This is a genomic window from Tateyamaria omphalii (genome assembly GCF_019802125.1).
GTDB lineage: Bacteria > Pseudomonadota > Alphaproteobacteria > Rhodobacterales > Rhodobacteraceae > Tateyamaria > Tateyamaria omphalii_B.
The window spans coordinates 588,296-606,079 of the sequence record NZ_JAHVHT010000003.1; the positions used below are offsets into that span (position 1 = coordinate 588,296).

Sequence of the window (17,784 nt, forward strand, 5' to 3'; positions counted from 1 at the left end):
CATATGCGTCTTTGAGGCCACAACACGCGCAAGCCTGTCTGCACCCGTATCTTTCAGCCCGAAAATCACGTATATGCAGCCCAAGGGGTCCCCAAGACCCCCTTACCTCGCATCAGGCGCGTGATTTTGCGTGTCTGGAAGTTGACTACAGGAGAGACAGATGTCGAAGAGCATCAAAGTGTTGGGCATGGTTAGCCTCATGGTTCTGGTCGCAGCATGCGCCCGCAACAACAACGAAGAGTTCGTCGTTGTCGAGCCAGAGCCCATCAGCCAAGAGCCTGTCCACACGGGCAAGTTCAAGTAATTCTGCAGGGCGGGCGTTTCTGCCCGCCCTGACACCCCTCACCGCGGGGGGCAGCGCATGCTGAAACATCGCGGTTTCCCCGGTCGACTGACCGGCACAGACTTCCAATTCACAATTCGCCGTCCGAACCCCAAGGGGGTCACACCGCTGCAGCGGCGCGAACGTTTTGCCGATCGCAAACCGGCAGACCGGCGTGCGGATGCGGCGTTCATGGCTGCTTTGTGGGCACATTTCGGCACTGAACCGTTCGAGCGTGGCAATCTGGATGCAGGGCGCCTGTCCTGGCTTTTCGGGCGTGAAGTGATTCCGGCCACAGATCCCTTTGATCCTGCTGATTATGAAGCACTTTTGCAGATTGATGAGACTGCTGCGCGTGTGTCTTTCCCTGACGCTTTTCAAGAGGGGTGGGACTGATGTTGCTAGCTCTCATCGGCGCTTTCTTGCCGTCGAATTCCCGTATTTGGCGAAACATGGCTCATTCCCGCCGGTCCTCTCACAACCCCTTTGTGCGCGTCGAAAAAGCGTGCGAGCGTGATCAAGCAGCGCCGCTTCCCCAGGTTATCTGCGGCGTTGTGTACCATTTCCGTACCCCTTCCCCTGGTGGGCAGCACATGTCGCAAGACATCATGCTGCCCACCTTTTTTTTCGTGCCGTCGCGTGATGCTGCGGCAGCATCCTGCGCATCTGTGGTTCATATGGCGGATCGGCGGCAAACCGGTGTTCGCACCAGCCGGTTTCGGCGGTCTGGTGCGCGTTCCACCGCATGTCGGTGGGAACGATTGATCGACCGTGGCGTTTGTCACAGGACAAAGACGTCAGATAAAGGAAGATCATTATGCGTATCAAATTCGCAATCCTTGCCACCGCGGCCGCGTTCGGTCTGGCCGCCTGTGGTGACACGGTGGGTGAGCAGGCTGTCCTTGGTGGCGCCGTCGGCGGCGTCGGTTCCGCAGCACTTGGCGGCAACGCCGTTGCAGGTGCAGCGGTCGGTGCCGGTGCCAACGTGCTTTATTGCGACCGTTACCCAAGCCGCTGCTAACACCAGCGCCGCGCGCCTGACGCGCGTTTTTCAGTCACACGCGGAACGCCGTCTTGCCTCCGGGCAAGGCGGTGTTTTGCGTTTCAAGACCCAGAGAAGTGAGGCCCTATGTTCAACAAGATCCTGATCGCCAACCGGGGGGAGATCGCCTGCCGCGTCATCAAGACGGCGCGCAAGATGGGTATTCCCACCGTTGCCATCTATTCGGATGCCGATGCCAAGGCACTGCATGTGCAGATGGCGGACGAGGCGATCCATATCGGGCCACCGCCCGCCAACCAATCATATATCGTCATCGACAAGGTGATGGATGCGATCAAGCAGTCGGGCGCGCAGGCTGTACACCCCGGCTACGGCTTTTTGTCCGAGAACGCGAAATTCGCCGAAGCGCTGGAAGAAGCGGACGTCGCTTTCGTTGGCCCGCCCAAGGGCGCCATCGAGTCGATGGGCGATAAGATCACCTCGAAGAAAATCGCGCAGGACGCGGGCGTCAGCACGGTCCCCGGTTATATGGGCCTGATCGACGACGCAGACGAGGCCGTCAAAATCTCGACCGAGATCGGCTATCCCGTCATGCTCAAAGCCTCCGCCGGCGGCGGTGGCAAGGGGATGCGCATTGCCTGGAATGATGAGGAGGCGCGCGAGGGCTTCCAGTCTTCCAAGAACGAGGCGGCCAACAGTTTCGGTGACGACCGGATTTTCATCGAGAAATTCGTCACACAACCGCGCCACATCGAAATTCAAGTGCTCTGCGACAGTCATGGCAATGGCATCTATCTGGGTGAGCGCGAATGCTCGATCCAGCGGCGGAACCAGAAAGTGGTCGAGGAAGCGCCGTCGCCGTTCCTTGATGAAGCGACACGCAAAGCCATGGGGGAGCAGGCTGTCGCTCTGGCCAAGGCCGTCGGCTATGCCAGCGCCGGGACCGTCGAATTCATCGTGGACGGAGATAAGAATTTCTACTTCCTCGAAATGAACACCCGTCTGCAGGTGGAGCACCCGGTGACCGAACTGATCACGGGCGTCGATCTGGTGGAACAGATGATCCGTGTTGCTGCGGGCGAAAAGCTGTCGATCACCCAGGACGATGTGAAGCTGAACGGCTGGGCCATCGAAAACCGGCTTTATGCCGAGGATCCGTATCGCGGCTTTCTGCCGTCAATTGGCCGTCTGACCCGCTACCGCCCCCCGGCCGAGACCGAGAGCTACAGCCCCGGTGTGACCCCGGACAGCATTGTCGTGCGCAACGACACGGGCGTCTACGAAGGCGGCGAGATCAGCATGTATTATGACCCGATGATTGCCAAGCTGTGCACATGGGGCCCTGACCGTGCCACGGCCATCGAAGCGATGCGCGTCGCTCTCGACAGTTTCGAGGTCGAAGGCATTGGCCACAACCTGCCGTTCCTGAGCGCCGTGATGGACCATCCGAAATTCATTTCCGGTGACATGACGACAGCATTCATTGCCGAGGAGTATCCCGAAGGCTTTGAAGGTGTGGAGCTGGCCGAAAGCGACTTGCGCCGTGTGGCCGCCGCCTGTGCTGCCATGCACCGCGTCGCGGAAATTCGCCGCGCCCGCGTGTCTGGCCGCATGGACAACCACGAGCGCAAGGTAGGCAAGGACTGGAACGTCACGTTGCAGGGGCAGTCCTATGACGTGGTTGTCAACGCCGACCACGATGGGGCGACCGTTTCGTTCAATGGGACGGCGGTTCGTGTCGCGGGCGATTGGACGCCGGGGGATCAACTGGCGGAGATGACCGTCGATGGTGCACCGCTTGTTCTGAAAGTGGGCAAGGTATCGGGCGGGTTCCGCATCCGCACCCGCGGTGCCGACCTGAAGGTGCATGTCCGCTCACCGCGGCAGGCCGAACTGGCACGCCTGATGCCCGAGAAGCTGCCGCCGGATACGTCCAAGATGCTGCTCTGCCCCATGCCGGGCTTGGTCGTGAAGATCGACGTGGCCGAGGGTGACGAGGTGCAGGAGGGGCAAGCGCTTTGCACGATCGAGGCGATGAAGATGGAAAACATCCTGCGCGCCGAGAAGAAGGGCATCGTGTCCAAGATCAACGCAGGCGCGGGCGACAGCCTGGCCGTCGATGATGTGATCATGGAATTCGAGTGAGTGCGGCCCGTCATATCCTTGACGGGTTGGCGGCCGTTGACCCCCGCATCTGGCAAGCTGTCATTGCGGGGCTCTTCGTCGCCGTGGGGTGGATCGTAAACGGCAGGCAAAACCGCCGTGCGGCTGCCCGGCTGCGGCATGAGCAGCGCGAGGATGTTCAGCGCGCGCTTGTGGCCGAGATAAAGCATTACCTTGAAGTGCTGGAAAGCGAGGATTTCGATGCTGTCTGGGAGGCGATGCAGCCCCGCATCGCTGCGGGCTACGTGCCGTTTTTGCCCACGGAATACAACGACATGGTGTTCCAGTCGGTCCTTGAGAACATCCACATCCTGCCGAAATCAATCATTGATCCGGTTGTGAAATACTACTCGCAACTCAATGCCATCGAGGTGCAGATCGCGGACTCACGGCTCAAACCATTTGTCGAAGGCACGGATACGGCCAGCCGCAAACGGCGTGAGATTGCTTACTTTGAGTATTTGCAGATGAAGCAACGCGCACGGACCTACGCGGTGGAAGCGTTGCGCCAGATGGGCGCCGATCCGGTCGTCAGTAACCCGGGCTCGGCCCGTTCCGACCAGTGACGGGAGTGGTACGTTTGGGTGTATCCGACATATCCGTCTCCTTTCCTCTTACGGTGCAGCCATCCCGTGACTGCATAAACAATATAGGCTGTGCACCGGTTTTTCACAAGCACAAGGGCACAGCTAGCCCGCAATCGTTAACGTGCTGTGACGCAGGCGTTCAGCTACCCCGCCCGCGCCGTTCCCGGATTTCGCGTTGCCGGATCGGCATCTTGTCGATGGAGCGTGTGATTTCGCGGACGTCCCATGGGAAGGGCTTGCGCTGTATAACGCCACCATCCTTGGCAACAATGACCAGCATGAAGCCGCGCGGGCGGAATTTCAGTCGCAAATCGCTGTCCACAGAGGGGTCTGTGTCCGTCAGCACGATCACATCCCGTTCGGCCAATTCATCAGCGCGATCTTCCAGAAAATCCATCTGTTGTCCGAAGTTTGGATCGTTCGGGCTGTCGGCAAACACGATGATCGGCCGCTTTTCCCAGACAAATTCGCTCAAATCCGGGACATTGCCGGTGACAAAGATGGAAGGCTCGGGCGCGTCATCACTTGCTGCAGCGACGACGGAACCGCCGAAAAGTCCAACCAGAACAATGGGTAGTAGCTGTTTCATCTGCCCTCCTGCTGGGATCAATGTAGCGGCTTTTTCCCCGATTGCGACGGCTGCTCGCGTCAATTTTAGCTTTAATCGCTCCGCAAGGCTTGCCGTGCGATCGCTGACCCATCTGCGCCGGCCCAACACGGGGCGATCGGCGCGCAGGGCAAGGGATCGCGGCGGCATGAAAGTTACACTGCACATTGGGGCGCACCGGACAGGAACGACATCCTTTCAGGCTTACGTCCGGCAAAACGCGGACTTCATGCGTGCCCGGCGCCTGGGCTTCTGGGGGCCACTGCGGACCCGGAAGGGATTGTTCTCCGGTGTTCTGCCATCGCCGACATCAACGCCCCAAATGACGCGCAGGGCCCGTGGGCGTGTCTTGTTGCACCTGAACAAGGCCGAGCGGAATGGCACGAAATCGCTGATCATCTCGGATGAAAACATGATTGGCACGATGCGTCGAAACATGCGTCGGCGGTCGCTTTATGACGACGTGGGAGAGCGCATGGCGCGCTATGCCGCGGCCTTCGATGGACGGATAGATACGGTCGTCTTGTCGATCCGGTCGTTGAACCACTACTGGGCCTCGGCTGCGGCGTATAGCATGGCGCGCGGCCATGCGACGCTGGAGCCTGATCAATGTGTGCGCATCGCATTTGGCGCGCGTGCATGGCGGGACGTGGTGATGGATGTTGCCTGCGCTGTCCCGTCCGCGCGCCTTATCGTTGTGCCGTTCGAGCGCACCGCGGGGCGGCCTGATGCAATGTTCCGGGCGATGACCGGTCTGCACGGCCCGCGCGCCGGAGCCGAAACCTGGCTGAACCGGTCACCCGGCGTGACCCAACTGCGCGGGATCCTCGCCGAACGCGGGAACGATCCCGACATGATCCGGGGCAGCTCCGAAAGCTGGGCGCCTTTTGACCCCGCCGCAAGCGCAGCCATGCGCGAAGCGTATCTCGATGACATCCACTGGCTGACGGCCGGTGCCGACGGACTTGCAACACTGACAGAGGATTTGGGCCAGAGAGGAGCGGGGCAAACCCTGCCGCATGGCCCGCTGACAAGAGGACATGGATATGACAACCAAGAAAGACGATTGGCAGAACCTCGCGGAGGGTGAGCTGCGCGGCCGCCCGGTCGAGGATCTGACCTGGAACACGCTTGAAGGGATCGACGTTGCGCCGATCTATACGGCTGACGACCTGGAAGGCGTGGATCACCTGGGCACAATCGCCGGAGAAGCGCCGTTCACGCGGGGTGTGAAAGCCACCATGTACGCGGGCCGTCCTTGGACCATCCGGCAATATGCGGGCTTTTCAACAGCCGAAGAATCCAACGCCTTCTACCGTCGTGCGCTTGCTTCGGGCCAGCAAGGCGTGTCCGTGGCCTTCGACCTCGCCACCCACCGCGGCTATGACAGCGATCATGAGCGTGTCGTCGGCGATGTGGGCAAGGCCGGCGTTGCCATCGACAGCGTCGAGGACATGAAGATCCTGTTCGACGGCATCCCGCTCGACAAGGTGTCCGTGTCGATGACCATGAACGGGGCGGTCATCCCGATCCTCGCCAACTTCATCGTCGCAGGGGAAGAGCAGGGCGTGGACCGCGCGCAACTGTCCGGCACCATCCAGAACGACATCCTCAAGGAGTTCATGGTCCGCAACACCTACATCTATCCGCCCGAACCCTCGATGCGGATCATCGCGGACATCATCGAATACACCTCGAATGAGATGCCGAAGTTCAACAGCATCTCGATCAGCGGCTACCACATGCAGGAAGCGGGCGCGAACCTGGTTCAGGAGCTCGCCTTTACCCTCGCTGACGGGCGCGAATACGTGCGTGCCGCCATCGCGCGGGGCATGGATGTGGACAAGTTCGCCGGGCGGCTGTCCTTCTTCTTTGCCATTGGCATGAACTTCTTCATGGAAGCCGCCAAGCTGCGGGCCGCGCGTCTGCTGTGGCACCGCATCATGTCCGAGTTCGAGCCGAAGAATCCGAAATCCATGATGCTGCGCACGCATTGCCAGACCAGCGGTGTAAGCTTGCAGGAGCAGGACCCCTACAACAACATCGTGCGTACCGCGTTCGAGGCGATGAGCGCTGTGCTGGGCGGCACCCAATCGTTGCACACCAACAGTTTTGACGAAGCCATTGCTTTGCCAACGCAATTCTCAAGCCGCATCGCGCGGAATACGCAGCTCATCCTGCAGAACGAGACGGGCGTGACCAATGTCGTCGACCCGTTGGCGGGTTCTTACTACGTCGAAAAGCTGACCCACGACCTGGCAACCGAAGCCTGGAAACTGATCGAAGAGGTCGAGGAGATGGGCGGCATGACAAAGGCCGTCGGCTCCGGCATGCCCAAGCTGCGCATCGAGGAGGCGGCTGCACGCCGTCAGGCCATGATCGACAAGGGTGACGAGGTGATCGTCGGCGTCAACAAGTTCCGGCTCGAGAAAGAGGACGAGATCGACATCCTCGACATCGACAACGCCGCCGTGCGCGAAAGCCAGATTGCGCGGCTGACTCGCATCCGGTCGGAGCGGGACGAGGATGCCTGCCAGGCCGCCCTGGAGGCGCTCAGCGCCGTGGCAGCCGCAGACGGTAACTTGTTGGAAGCCGCGGTAAACGCGGCGCGGGCACGTGCAACGGTGGGAGAGATCAGCATGGCCATGGAAAAAGAGTTCGGTCGCCACCGGGCAGAGGTGAAGACGCTCGCCGGAGTGTACGGTGCCGCCTACGAGGGCGACGAAGGCTTTGCCGCGATCCAGAAATCGGTCGAGGACTTCGCAGAAGCCGAAGGCCGCCGCCCGCGTATGCTGGTGGTCAAGATGGGCCAGGATGGGCACGACCGCGGGGCCAAGGTGATCGCGACGGCTTTTGCCGATATCGGCTTCGACGTCGATGTGGGGCCGTTGTTCCAGACCCCTGCAGAAGCGGCACAGGACGCCATCGACAACGATGTGCACGTGATCGGCATCTCGTCACAGGCGGCAGGGCACAAGACGCTGGCGCCGCAACTGGTGCAGGCACTGAAAGATGCGGACGCCGAGGACATCATCGTGATCTGTGGCGGGGTCATTCCGCAACAGGACTATCAGTTTCTCTATAATGCAGGGGTAAAGGCGATCTTTGGCCCCGGCACCAACATCCCGGATGCCGCGCAGGAAATCCTGTCGATCCTGCGCAACGATACCTGACAAAAAAGGGCCGCCTTCAGGGGCGGCCCTTTGTGTTTGAGCGGATGTTTATCAGTTGCGTGACGGGAAGATACCGGTCAACGCAATACACGGGCGCAGCACCAGAACCGGGTCCTGCAAGGGAACCGATTGGTTGCTGCCTGTGAACGTGATCGAATTCGTGTTCATGGTCGTGTTCGGATTCAGGTTGGAATAGATGTTGATGTCCGGATTTGGGTTGCCGGGTGCATTAAAGTCCGGGGTTGCCAGCGTGTCCCCGCCGGGGCCGGCTGCATCTGCATAGCCGCCACCTGCTTGGTCATTCTTATTCACACCACGCAAGAGGTGGTTGTGCGACGGCAATTGCGCGGCTGTCAAATTCGTGAATTCAAAGCCCTTTTTCTGGCCAAGAATTGCCGGGCTCAGACCGGGCCCGGTGCCCTGACCCATCGCCGTGCGTCCGCTCAGGTCTGGGAGGCCGAAAGTCGTTCGTCCGTCGCCGCCGTAGTTGGTGCCAAGGAGCGAGAACAAAGCGCTGTACTGGGAAATTGCCAGAAGCCGCCCATCCGTCTCTGCCCAACCACGAGGACAGAATGTGTAGGGGAACCAGGTGATCTGACCAAGAAATTGATCCGCCGCCTGGGCCTGCGCTTGTTGTGGAGTGAATGTCAGTGATGCTGCAACCGTCGCAGCCGCAGCCAGTGATGTGGTGAGTTTCAGAAGATGTTTCATTCCGGTGCCTTTCCCGCACCATTCGCTGAAAACCGCTCGAACGAATTTGGTGCAAATGAGTTCTATTCAATCTTTACGCGCACCACTGTCGGCGAAACTATGCCGATGTGTCAACATTTTGGGCGGGTTTCCGCGTTTATCTTTGTGGGCGTTTTCCTTGACAATCGGACAGGGTGACATCGTCGAGACGTTTGATTTTGCGCGACATCTCGGGCTTTTCCGCGCTGATGGCCTTCTCATCCGTATGCACTGCTGCGATATTGCGATCGCATGGCGCGCTCTGGCGCGGTGCATTTGATCTCGGATTTGGATTCTTCATGTTTTTTGATCATCTCGTCGTCGGAGCCACGATGCTTGAAGCCGCACGGACACATGTTGAAGAGGCGCTGGGTGTCAAGATGCAGCCGGGCGGGTCTCATGCGGTGTTTCAGACCCATAACGCCCTGATGGGGCTTGAGGACGGCATCTACCTTGAAGCCATTGCACCCAATCCGGAGGTCTCGCCACCGAAGAGGCCGCGCTGGTACGATCTGGACCGTTTCGAAGGCCAAGCGCGGCTGTCGAACTGGGCGTGTTCCGTGTCGGACATGGACCGCGCGCTCAATAACATGCCCAGCGGTGCCGGAACGCCCGTCGCCGTCCGTCGCGGTGACTTGGCGTGGCGCATGGCGGTGTCGGAGGAGGGGACGACCCCTTTCGACAACCTGTGGCCGGCGCTGATCGAGTGGCCCGCTGGCGTTCACCCGGCAACGCAGCTTGAACCGACAGGCATTCGTCTGCGCCGCCTAACGCTCTCACACCCGGACGGAGACGCTCTTGCAGCCGCGCTTGCGCCGCACCTGTCAGATGACCGCGTGTCGGTCGAGGTTGGAGCGGTCGGCATGTGCGCCGAGTTTGACACACCACATGGGCCACGTGTCCTATGATCCGCAACGCCGCGCGCGACGATGCAGCATGGATCGCGGACATCTGGAATGCGGTGATCACGCACACGCAGATTACCTTCACGACAGCGCCCAAGTCGTTGACCGATATTGAAAAAATGATCGAATGCCAGGCTGTTCTGGTTCTGCAGGATCGGGGTGGGTTTGCGACCTATGGCCCGTTCCGGAGCGGCCCGGGTTATGCGGCGACGGTCGAACATACCATTCTGTTGGCCGATGGTGCGCGTGGGCGCGGTCACGGCAGGGCACTTCTGACCGCGCTTGAAGCGCGCGCAGCGGCGGAAGGGCATCACATCATGGTGGCAGGGATCAGCGGCACCAATGACGCGGCCATCGCGTTCCACTCTGCCATGGGGTTCTCGAGGGTCGGCCATATGCCGGAGGTGGGGCGAAAGGGCGGCGTGTGGCTTGATCTGGTCCTCATGCAAAAACGGCTGGGTGCGACGGCAAGCGCCGACGCCAAGCCCCGAGATACGGTATAGGGTCGACACATGTCCCTTTGGGCCCGCATATCCGACGCACTTGCTGCCTTGACCGCCGGCGAAAGCCTGACGGATGTTTTCGACAAGCTGCGTGCGCCACCGGAACGCAGCGTGGCCTTTGCCATTGCGGTGATCGCACTCGGGGCCAAGATGGCCAAGGCGGATGGCCAGGTGACGCGCGACGAGGTCACCGCCTTTCGCGAGGTGTTTCACATCGCGGCCAAGGACGAAGCCGGGGCGGCGAAGGTGTTCAACCTCGCCCGGCAGGATGTCGCCGGGTTCGCGGACTATGCCACCCGCATCCACGCCATGTTCGCAAGCCAGCCCGAAACCCTGACCGATCTGATTGAGGGGCTGTTTCACATCGCCATGGCAGACGGGTTCTATCACCCCAACGAGGACGCATTTCTCGAGGAGGTGGCGCACATTTTCGACATCTCCGACGCCGATTTTCGGGCCTTGCGCGCACGGTTTGTACCTGACGCGACGCCTGATCCCTATTCGGTTCTTGGCGTCGATGCGGGGTTGGAACTGAACGACATCCGCACGGCCTGGCGCAAGCTGGTGCGCGAAAACCACCCCGACGCAATGATGGCGCGCGGTGTCCCGGAGGAGGCCGTGCGCCTTGCTGAGAAGCGGATGATCGACATCAATCGTGCCTGGGAAGAGATCTTGAGCACCCGAAGCTGATGCGGATTGCCACCTACAATGTCGAATGGATGAACAGCCTCTTCGATGATGACGGGGCGTTGTTGAATGACGACCAATGGTCTTCGCGCCATGACGTGACGCGGGCCGCGCAAATCGACGCGCTTCGCACCGTGTTCCGTGCGCTCGATGCCGACGCGATCATGGTGATCGAAGCACCCGACACCAGCCGCGGCCGCGACACGGTGCGCGCGCTGGAAACCTTTGCCCGCCATGCCGATCTGCGTGCACGGCAGGCAGTGATCGGCTTCTCGAACGACACGCAGCAAGAAATCGCGCTGCTCTATGACCCGGATGTGCTGGTGGTCACCCACGCGCCGCAAGTCCATGCAGGCGCGCCACGCTTTGACGGCAGTTTCCGGATCGACCTCGATATCGATGCCACCGAAGACGAGGTGGTGTTTTCCAAACCCCCGTTGGAGTTGCTTGTCGAAAGCGAAAGTGGCGCCATGCTCAGGATGATCGGCGCGCATCTGAAATCCAAGGCGCCGCACGGTGCCCGCGACCGGGACGAGGTGATGCGCATCTCAATCGCCAACCGGCGCAAGCAATTGGCCCAGGCAATCTGGCTGCGTGCGCGGGTCGATGCCATTCTGGCGGATGCGGAGCCCTTGATAGTCTTGGGCGATCTGAACGACGGTCCAGGGCTCGATGAATACGAGCATCTTTTCGGGCGCTCGTCGGTCGAGATTATCATGGGGGCAGGCGACACCGCATTGTCCGACCCGCATGCGAGACAGGCGTTGCAACGCCGCCTTGGGGCGACCCCGACCACCGCGCGGTTCTGGATACGGCCCGAACAGCGTTTTCTGCAGGCCTTGCTGGACTACGTGATGATCTCACCGGATCTGGCGGCGCGGTCACCCACGTGGCGCATCTGGCACCCGCTTGATGATCCCAAATGCTGGTCCGACCCCGCGCTTCGCGATGCCTTGGTCACCGCATCGGATCATTTCCCGGTGAGCTTGGATATCGTGCTATGATCCCCATATGTTTGGCATGAAACCGATTGTTGCTGCAGCTTGCATGGCGATCCTTGCCGGTTCAGCCATCGCGCAAGAGACCGAGGACGAGCGCGGGTTGTCGCTGATGGAACGCGGGGCGCAGATGCTCATGGAAGGGCTGATGCGCGAAATGGAGCCCGCGATGGACGATTTGCAGGGCCTGGCCGAAGAGTTTGGTCCCGCCATGCGCGATTTCGCGACGCAGATGGGACCAGCCTTGCGTGGTCTTCTGGAAGAGGTCGAGGACTGGAGCGTCTACCATCCGCCCGAAAAACTGGAAAATGGGGACATAATCATTCGTCGCAAGACCCCGGAAGAACTGCAGAAGACGCCCGATACGGACACCGAGATCGAAATCTAGCGGCGGCGCTTTTTCACCGTCACCTTCGCCTCGAGCGAGTTGGCAAGCGAGTTCAACCGCGCCTCGGCCACCTCACCAAAGAGCGGCATGGCGTCGGGCGACAGATGCAGTTCCAGTTCGCGTTTCTTCGGAAACCAGCGGAATTCGCCACGCTCGGCATCTTTTTCCATCCACAGCATGGCCCCGAAGCGCATCGCCTTTCCCAGGATTTCGGCGTCGCGCTGGGTTTTGTCGTCGATCAGGTCGTACAGACCCTCGAAATGCGTGCCTTCGCGCTTGTTCGTATAGCGGTGCAGCAACGCAAGCCCCAGGAAGACACGTTCTGCGTGCTTCAATCCGCCCAGATTGGCGCGCGTTGCATTGTCGAAACAGACCTCGGCCCGGTAATCCGGATGCGCGCGCCAGCTGACGTCGTGCAGCAGGCACGCCGCCTTGATCAAACGTTTGCGCTGCTCAGGCGCGGATTTGAAGATCGGTTCGATGAATTGGTAGAGCAGCTTGCCGAACCCGGGCATCCGCGCGTCTTTCGCCTCGGCAAAGCGGCAGGCTTCGATCAGGGGGTCACGGTCGCGCAGGCGCTGTGGCATCTGTTCGTAGAGCATCCCCTCCCGGATGCCGTAGCTTGAGACGGCGATGTCCTTTGGGCGAAAAGTCTTGACCAGGCGCCACAGGACTTCTGCGGCCAGCGGAACAAGAGCCATCCGGGCCGAGGAGATACCGCATTCGCCACGCAAGGCCTCGTGATCCTCATGCTCGCGAATGAATTTTGCGGTGCGTTGCACGGACTGTGGTGTCATCCGGTATTCATGCAGGACGTGCAGGGGATAGCCGCGGCGGTGCATGTCGACGCGCGCAATGGCCCGCCATGACCCGCCGACAAGGAACAGCCGGTCGCGCTGCGCTCCCATTTCCTCGTGAAGCTGCGCCATCACGTCCTTGATATGCGCGCGTCGCCCTTTCTTGCCGCCCCTGACGGTTTGCAGCTTGAGCGGACCAAGGTCCGACGTGACGCGCCGGCCCACCTCGCCGTCCGAAATCTCGGCCAGTTCCATGGAGGACCCGCCGATGTCGCAGACCAGGCCATAGGAGCCAGGCCAACCCAGCAGCACGCCTTGGGCGGACAGGCGGGCCTCTTCCCGACCGTCGATGACCCGGACGTTCAGGCCCGTTTCGCGCAACACATCCGAGCGGAATTCGAGCCCGTCGCTTGCATCACGTACTGCGGCGGTGGCAACGACAGACAAGTCCGACAGGCCCATTCCTTCGGCGAGACGCTGAAAGCGGGTCAGCGCATTGAGGGCGCGCACACGCCCCTCGGGGCTCAAGTGACCTGTGTCGGACACGCCTGCGCCAAGGGCGCACATGATTTTCTCGTTGTAGAAATATGCAGGCGAGCGTGCCGCACCATCAAAGACAACCAATCGGACCGAGTTCGATCCCACATCGACCACGCCTACGCGCGAGAGCGCTCGTGCCGACGGATCTTCGAACAAGGGTTTGCCAAATAGGCTGCTGTCGCCCGTCTGTGGCGAAACAGATACGTTCATGGGGCCCCCGCGATGCGCACTTGCACCCTTTGATGGACCAGCCTTCCGCGCCGGTCAATGATGCTGTCGGTCGGGTGGCTCTGTTTCGGCGTGCGCCGAAAGGCGCCCACCCGCCGACCCATCCGTCGCGCCTAGGCCTCGGTATGCGTCAGTTTCGGTACATCTGCCGCCCCGGCGGAACCGCGCCCGGACAGCGACGGGTTTTCCATGAAGAAGCGGTGGCAATTGAAGGCAAATGTGCCTTCCGCCAGATGGGGCCGGGAAAAGGAGCCTTCGGGCGACATCACCCAACTTTGCGCCACGTCGGCGAGGTTTGCGGCCATCACCTGGCTCACGATCTGCGCCTTGACCGTGTTGTTCTCGATCTCGACCAGCGTTTCGACCCGCCGGTTCAGGTTACGCCCCATCCAATCGGCGGAAGAGATGAACACGCGTGCCTTTTTCGAGGGCAGTCCATGCCCGTTACCGAAACAGACGATGCGGCTGTGTTCCAGAAACCGTCCGACGATGGACTTGACCCGGATGTTGTCCGACAGCCCCTCGATGCCCGGCCGCAGCCCGCAGATGCCACGGATCACGAGACTGATCTTCACCCCGGCCTGGCTGGCGTCATAAAGCGCGTCAATCACCTCGCTGTCGATCAATGAGTTCATCTTGGCCCAGATTTCGGCCGGTTTGCCTGCACGCGCGTAGTCAGCTTCTGCCGCGATCATATCGAGCAGGCGGGGCTTCAGCGTGGTCGGCGAGATGGCGAGATTGTCGAGCCCCTCGGGCGGCGCATAGCCCGACAGGTAGTTAAAAACCTTGGTCGCATCCCGCCCCAGCTTGGCATCGCAGGTGAACAGAGAAAGGTCGGTATAGATGCGCGCGGTGATGGGGTGGTAGTTGCCGGTCCCATAGTGCGTGTAGGTCACCAGGTCCTTGCCCTCACGCCGCACCACCGTGCTGATCTTGGCGTGGGTCTTTAGATCCATAAAGCCATAGACCACATGCGCGCCCGCCCGTTCCAGCCGCCGCGATTGGCGGATGTTGGCAGCCTCGTCAAAGCGGGCCTTGAGCTCGACCAGCGCCGTGACGGACTTGCCATCCTCGGCCGCTTCGCACAGCGCTTCGACGATGGGCGAGTTCTTGGACGTCCGATAGAGCGTCTGCTTGATCGCCACCACGTTCGGATCGCGGGCCGCCTGCTGGAGGAAACGCACCACCATGTCGAACGTCTCGTAAGGATGGTGCAGCAGCATGTCCTTCTGCCGGATCGCGGCCAGCATGTCGCCGTCGAAATCCGTTACCCGTTCGGGCACACGCGGGGTGAAGGAGGGCCAGAGCAGATCGGGGCGCGCATCGAGAACCAATTCGCCCAGATCGGCCATGCCCAACATGCCGTCCATCTCGATCACCTCGGCATCGCTGACGCCCAGTTCTTCCATGATCACGGCCTTCAGGGCTTTGGGTGCGCCGGCAGAGTGGGTCAGGCGGACAACCTCGCCCCGGCGGCGGCGCTTCAGGGCCACCTCGAACTCGCGCACGAGGTCTTCGGCCTCTTCTTCGACCTCGAGATCGCTGTCGCGCAACACCCGGAACCCGAAATGGGACTTCAGCTTGTAGCCCGGAAACAGGCTGGGAATGTGAAGGACCAGCAGTTCCTCGAGCGGCAGGAAACGGTGACCAGGACCGGGCAGGGCGATGAAGCGGTCGATCTGGCCTGGGATCGGCAGCAGGGCCTGAAGCGAGCGCTTGTCCTTGCTACGCTCAAGCTGCAGTGCCAGCGCGTACCCGGTGTTCGGGATAAACGGAAAGGGGTGTGCGGGGTCGATGGCCAGCGGGGACAGGACGGCAAATACGCGGTTCAGGAACACATCGGCCAGATGTGCGGTATCGTCGTCTGTAAGATCCTTCGCGGTCAGGACGCTTATACCTTCTGCCTCCATCTCGGCCTTCAATGCCGACAGAACCTCGGTCTGGCGCTGGATCAGTTGACGGGCGTTCTCGTCGATCAGGACCAGTTGTTCGGCCGGCGTCAGCCCGTCTGCGGCCGGAGTCGTGTTGCCTGCGATTGCCAATTCGCGCAGACCCGCCACGCGGACCGTGTAAAATTCGTCGAGGTTGCCCGCGCTGATCGACAGGAAACGGAGCCGCTCCAGCAGCGGCACGCGCGGGTTCTCGGCCTCTTCCAGCACCCGCCAGTTGAAACCCAGCCAGCTCAGTTCGCGATTGAAAAACCGCCCCGGACCACTGGTGTCCAGATCGGGAAGTGGCTTGGGCTCGGGAAATTCCGAGCCGAGAAAGTCAGCATTGGTCATGCGCGGCTTATGTCGACGGGGTGTAAAGGTTGAGTGACACTTATCCGCCGGATCACCGGGGATTGTCCAGACATGCCGCTGCAAGTGCCCGTGTGATTGGCTTTTTCTGCGCAAGGCTGCGCGCATCTATGGCAGCGACGACCGTGCGGGCGGCGGCAAAGCTGCGTTCCATATGGGTGACGAGATAGGGGATGACATCTGGGCGAGGGGTGAGTTGCCGGTCGGCAAAGAGTTTGGCGAGAACCGCAGCCAGCAGGCTGTCATCGGGCGCATCAAGCGCCGCATGGCCAGCGGCATCCACCCGGCTTTGCAGGTCGGGCAGGCTCAGCCGCCAGAGATTGGGCGCGTGCTCTCCTGTCATCAGAAGCGGATGGCCCGCCGCCTGCAGCGCGTTGTGGATGTGAAAGAGTGCGGTCTGACATTCGATGTTCTGTGCGATGCGGTCGACATCCTCGACCGCGAGCGGACCGTCGAAAAGCGCTTCGGGCGCAGCCGCATCAAGCGCATCCGCTGCAATGATCTGGGCACCGCTTTCTGCGGCCCAGACATGGGCAAGATGGGTTTTGCCGGATCCCGCGGGGCCTGTCAGCACCAACTTGCCCAGCGGCCAGGACCGCCAGCCGTCCACCATCGACAGCGCAACGGCATTGGACGGCGCGACAAGAAAGTCGTCCCGCCCCAGTGCGACGCGCACCGGAAGATCAAAACCAAGCTGTTGAGCCATGATCAGTCCTCGGTCTCGACCGTGGCTTCAGGCGCGGGCGCCTCTGCCTGTGTGTGGCCGGATGTACCGGTGTAAAGTCTGCTGCTCTGATATTGATCGATAACGAAGCGGACAAGCACGCCGAGCGCGGCGGCCATGGGCACAGCCACCAACATACCGACAAATCCAAAAAGCGCGCCAAAGACCGACAGGGCCAGGATCAGCCACACCGGATGCAGACCCACGCTGTTGCCAACGAGTTTCGGCGTCAGGAAATTGCCCTCAGCAATCTGGCCGATCTGAAACACGACGGCGACCGCCACGATCCACCACCATTCGCCCCAGAACTGGAACAGGGCGAGCCCCACCGCAAGCAACCCGCCCACAATGGCGCCCACATAGGGAATGAAGGTCAAAAGTCCGGCGACAAAGCCCACGACCAGCCCGAACTGCAAGCCGATCAACATGAGCGCAATGGCGTAGTACGCCCCGAGGATCAGGCAAACGGTGCCCATGCCGCGGATGAACCCGGCGAGTGTCGCGTCGACCTCTCCGGCGAGGCGCCGGATCACCGGCGCATGATCGCGCGGCAAAAGCTCATCCACACGGGCAATCATGCGGTCCCAGTCCAGCAGCAGGTAAACACCGACCACAGGCACGATGACAAAGAGCACCACAATGTTGATCAGGCTGGCCGCTGACGTCAGAGCGGTTTCCAGCAGTTGCCCGCCACGTTCCGAGATGGTCTGGCCCAGCGAGTTGATTGATTGGCGCACTGTTGAGCCTTCATCGAGCAGGCTGGGGAAGCGTTCGGTCAGGAACGCACTCAGATCGCGGGCAAATTGCGGTGTGGCACCGAACAGCTGAACCGCCTGTTCCACCAGCGTCGGAATGACCAGCAATGCGACGATCACGAAGATAATGATGGCGCTGATCGTGATGATCCCCGTCGCCACGCCCCGGCTGCACCCATGCGCCTCGAGCCAGTCGGCGACCGGGTCAAGAAAGTAGGCAATGGCGGCGCCGAGAAAGAAAGGTAGCAACTGGTCGCCCAGCAGATAGAGCAGCAGAAAGAAGATCGCTGCCGCGACCCCCCAATACTTGAACTGTTTACGGACGGGCAGGGCCATGAGCATTCCATCGTTGCATTGCACCTAGAGATGCGGGGT

18 protein-coding genes are annotated in these 17,784 nt (G+C 61.2%); 12 read left to right on the forward strand and 6 right to left on the reverse strand.

The window, feature by feature from the left end:
* Positions 1-160: 160 nt before the first annotated feature.
* The 5 genes from KUV51_RS15325 (at position 161) to KUV51_RS15345 (ending at position 4,054) form a co-directional block, all read left to right on the forward strand.
* On the forward strand, positions 161-304 hold the full coding sequence (locus tag KUV51_RS15325) for a hypothetical protein (protein WP_172839352.1): 144 nt from the start codon (positions 161-163) through the stop codon (positions 302-304).
* A 57-nt stretch (positions 305-361) separates the two neighbouring features.
* Complete coding sequence (locus KUV51_RS15330) at positions 362-718, forward strand: hypothetical protein (RefSeq protein ID WP_218463079.1); 357 nt, start codon at positions 362-364, stop codon at positions 716-718.
* A gap of 421 nt (positions 719-1,139) precedes the next feature.
* Positions 1,140-1,343 (forward strand): hypothetical protein, encoded by a 204-nt coding sequence (locus tag KUV51_RS15335; RefSeq protein ID WP_218463078.1) that lies wholly within the window; start codon positions 1,140-1,142, stop codon positions 1,341-1,343.
* A gap of 108 nt (positions 1,344-1,451) precedes the next feature.
* A complete protein-coding gene (locus KUV51_RS15340; RefSeq protein WP_218463077.1) occupies positions 1,452-3,470 on the forward strand; it encodes an acetyl/propionyl/methylcrotonyl-CoA carboxylase subunit alpha in 2,019 nt (672 codons plus the stop codon).
* Positions 3,467-4,054 carry a hypothetical protein gene (locus KUV51_RS15345; protein ID WP_218463076.1) on the forward strand — a complete coding sequence of 196 codons (588 nt, stop codon included), beginning with the start codon at positions 3,467-3,469 and terminating at the stop codon, positions 4,052-4,054. Before KUV51_RS15340 ends, KUV51_RS15345 begins: the two co-directional genes overlap by 4 nt.
* Positions 4,055-4,214: 160 nt before the next feature.
* Here the strand turns inward: KUV51_RS15345 and KUV51_RS15350 are convergent, their stop codons facing one another.
* A complete protein-coding gene (locus KUV51_RS15350; RefSeq protein ID WP_218463075.1) occupies positions 4,215-4,664 on the reverse strand; it encodes a DUF4174 domain-containing protein in 450 nt (149 codons plus the stop codon).
* 340 nt (positions 4,665-5,004) lie between these two features.
* Between KUV51_RS15350 and KUV51_RS15355 the strand changes: the two genes are divergently transcribed.
* Together KUV51_RS15355 and scpA are read left to right on the forward strand one after the other, a co-directional pair.
* Positions 5,005-5,772: a hypothetical protein gene (locus KUV51_RS15355; RefSeq protein WP_261385855.1), complete on the forward strand. Its 768-nt coding sequence runs from the start codon at positions 5,005-5,007 to the stop codon at positions 5,770-5,772.
* Positions 5,729-7,855, forward strand: a complete 2,127-nt coding sequence (gene scpA / locus KUV51_RS15360; protein ID WP_218463074.1) for a methylmalonyl-CoA mutase — start codon at positions 5,729-5,731, stop codon at positions 7,853-7,855. Before KUV51_RS15355 ends, scpA begins: the two co-directional genes overlap by 44 nt.
* Before the next feature lie 51 nt (positions 7,856-7,906).
* On the opposite strand, the gene KUV51_RS15365 is transcribed toward scpA, so the two are convergent.
* Positions 7,907-8,566: a phage tail protein gene (locus tag KUV51_RS15365; RefSeq protein ID WP_218463073.1), complete on the reverse strand. Its 660-nt coding sequence runs from the start codon at positions 8,564-8,566 to the stop codon at positions 7,907-7,909.
* A 317-nt stretch (positions 8,567-8,883) separates the two neighbouring features.
* On the opposite strand from KUV51_RS15365, the gene KUV51_RS15370 reads away from it, so the two are divergent.
* Genes KUV51_RS15370 through KUV51_RS15390 form a run of 5 tightly spaced genes read left to right on the forward strand, consistent with a single transcriptional unit; the run spans position 8,884 to position 12,065 of the window.
* Entirely contained in the window at positions 8,884-9,492 is a 609-nt protein-coding gene (locus tag KUV51_RS15370) for a VOC family protein (RefSeq protein ID WP_218464879.1), read from the forward strand.
* Positions 9,489-9,992 carry a GNAT family N-acetyltransferase gene (locus KUV51_RS15375; RefSeq protein WP_218463072.1) on the forward strand — a complete coding sequence of 168 codons (504 nt, stop codon included), beginning with the start codon at positions 9,489-9,491 and terminating at the stop codon, positions 9,990-9,992. The genes KUV51_RS15370 and KUV51_RS15375 overlap by 4 nt, the downstream gene beginning before the upstream one ends.
* Positions 9,993-10,001: 9 nt before the next feature.
* Positions 10,002-10,682 carry a molecular chaperone DjiA gene (locus KUV51_RS15380; protein WP_218463071.1) on the forward strand — a complete coding sequence of 227 codons (681 nt, stop codon included), beginning with the start codon at positions 10,002-10,004 and terminating at the stop codon, positions 10,680-10,682.
* Complete coding sequence (locus KUV51_RS15385) at positions 10,682-11,683, forward strand: endonuclease/exonuclease/phosphatase family protein (RefSeq protein WP_218463070.1); 1,002 nt, start codon at positions 10,682-10,684, stop codon at positions 11,681-11,683. The genes KUV51_RS15380 and KUV51_RS15385 overlap by 1 nt, the downstream gene beginning before the upstream one ends.
* Positions 11,684-11,699: 16 nt before the next feature.
* On the forward strand, positions 11,700-12,065 hold the full coding sequence (locus tag KUV51_RS15390) for a hypothetical protein (RefSeq protein ID WP_218463069.1): 366 nt from the start codon (positions 11,700-11,702) through the stop codon (positions 12,063-12,065).
* Here the strand turns inward: KUV51_RS15390 and KUV51_RS15395 are convergent.
* From KUV51_RS15395 to KUV51_RS15410, 4 genes are all read right to left on the reverse strand, one after another.
* Positions 12,062-13,612: a Ppx/GppA family phosphatase gene (locus tag KUV51_RS15395; RefSeq protein ID WP_218463068.1), complete on the reverse strand. Its 1,551-nt coding sequence runs from the start codon at positions 13,610-13,612 to the stop codon at positions 12,062-12,064. The two genes, KUV51_RS15390 and KUV51_RS15395, sit on opposite strands and share 4 nt — an antisense overlap.
* 131 nt (positions 13,613-13,743) lie before the next feature.
* Positions 13,744-15,912, reverse strand: coding sequence for an RNA degradosome polyphosphate kinase (locus KUV51_RS15400; protein ID WP_218463067.1), 2,169 nt, complete (start codon positions 15,910-15,912; stop codon positions 13,744-13,746).
* A gap of 52 nt (positions 15,913-15,964) precedes the next feature.
* Positions 15,965-16,636 (reverse strand): DnaA ATPase domain-containing protein, encoded by a 672-nt coding sequence (locus KUV51_RS15405; protein WP_218463066.1) that lies wholly within the window; start codon positions 16,634-16,636, stop codon positions 15,965-15,967.
* Positions 16,637-16,638: 2 nt separating this feature from the next.
* Entirely contained in the window at positions 16,639-17,745 is a 1,107-nt protein-coding gene (locus KUV51_RS15410) for an AI-2E family transporter (RefSeq protein WP_218463065.1), read from the reverse strand.
* Positions 17,746-17,784 lie beyond the last annotated feature (39 nt).

What these genes read in the sequence shown, in the direction of transcription:
- KUV51_RS15325 (WP_172839352.1), top strand. Translation starts at nt 161, where the DNA reads ATGTCGAAGAGCATCAAAGTGTTGGGCATGGTTAGCCTCATGGTTCTG.
- KUV51_RS15330 (WP_218463079.1), top strand. Translation starts at nt 362, where the DNA reads ATGCTGAAACATCGCGGTTTCCCCGGTCGACTGACCGGCACAGACTTC.
- KUV51_RS15335 (WP_218463078.1), top strand. Translation starts at nt 1,140, where the DNA reads ATGCGTATCAAATTCGCAATCCTTGCCACCGCGGCCGCGTTCGGTCTG.
- KUV51_RS15340 (WP_218463077.1), top strand. Translation starts at nt 1,452, where the DNA reads ATGTTCAACAAGATCCTGATCGCCAACCGGGGGGAGATCGCCTGCCGC.
- KUV51_RS15350 (WP_218463075.1), bottom strand. Translation starts at nt 4,664, where the DNA reads ATGAAACAGCTACTACCCATTGTTCTGGTTGGACTTTTCGGCGGTTCC.
- KUV51_RS15355 (WP_261385855.1), top strand. Translation starts at nt 5,005, where the DNA reads ATGACGCGCAGGGCCCGTGGGCGTGTCTTGTTGCACCTGAACAAGGCC.
- scpA (WP_218463074.1), top strand. Translation starts at nt 5,729, where the DNA reads ATGACAACCAAGAAAGACGATTGGCAGAACCTCGCGGAGGGTGAGCTG.
- KUV51_RS15365 (WP_218463073.1), bottom strand. Translation starts at nt 8,566, where the DNA reads ATGAAACATCTTCTGAAACTCACCACATCACTGGCTGCGGCTGCGACG.
- KUV51_RS15370 (WP_218464879.1), top strand. Translation starts at nt 8,884, where the DNA reads ATGTTTTTTGATCATCTCGTCGTCGGAGCCACGATGCTTGAAGCCGCA.
- KUV51_RS15375 (WP_218463072.1), top strand. Translation starts at nt 9,489, where the DNA reads ATGATCCGCAACGCCGCGCGCGACGATGCAGCATGGATCGCGGACATC.
- KUV51_RS15380 (WP_218463071.1), top strand. Translation starts at nt 10,002, where the DNA reads ATGTCCCTTTGGGCCCGCATATCCGACGCACTTGCTGCCTTGACCGCC.
- KUV51_RS15385 (WP_218463070.1), top strand. Translation starts at nt 10,682, where the DNA reads ATGCGGATTGCCACCTACAATGTCGAATGGATGAACAGCCTCTTCGAT.
- KUV51_RS15390 (WP_218463069.1), top strand. Translation starts at nt 11,700, where the DNA reads ATGAAACCGATTGTTGCTGCAGCTTGCATGGCGATCCTTGCCGGTTCA.
- KUV51_RS15395 (WP_218463068.1), bottom strand. Translation starts at nt 13,612, where the DNA reads ATGAACGTATCTGTTTCGCCACAGACGGGCGACAGCAGCCTATTTGGC.
- KUV51_RS15400 (WP_218463067.1), bottom strand. Translation starts at nt 15,912, where the DNA reads ATGACCAATGCTGACTTTCTCGGCTCGGAATTTCCCGAGCCCAAGCCA.
- KUV51_RS15405 (WP_218463066.1), bottom strand. Translation starts at nt 16,636, where the DNA reads ATGGCTCAACAGCTTGGTTTTGATCTTCCGGTGCGCGTCGCACTGGGG.
- KUV51_RS15410 (WP_218463065.1), bottom strand. Translation starts at nt 17,745, where the DNA reads ATGGCCCTGCCCGTCCGTAAACAGTTCAAGTATTGGGGGGTCGCGGCA.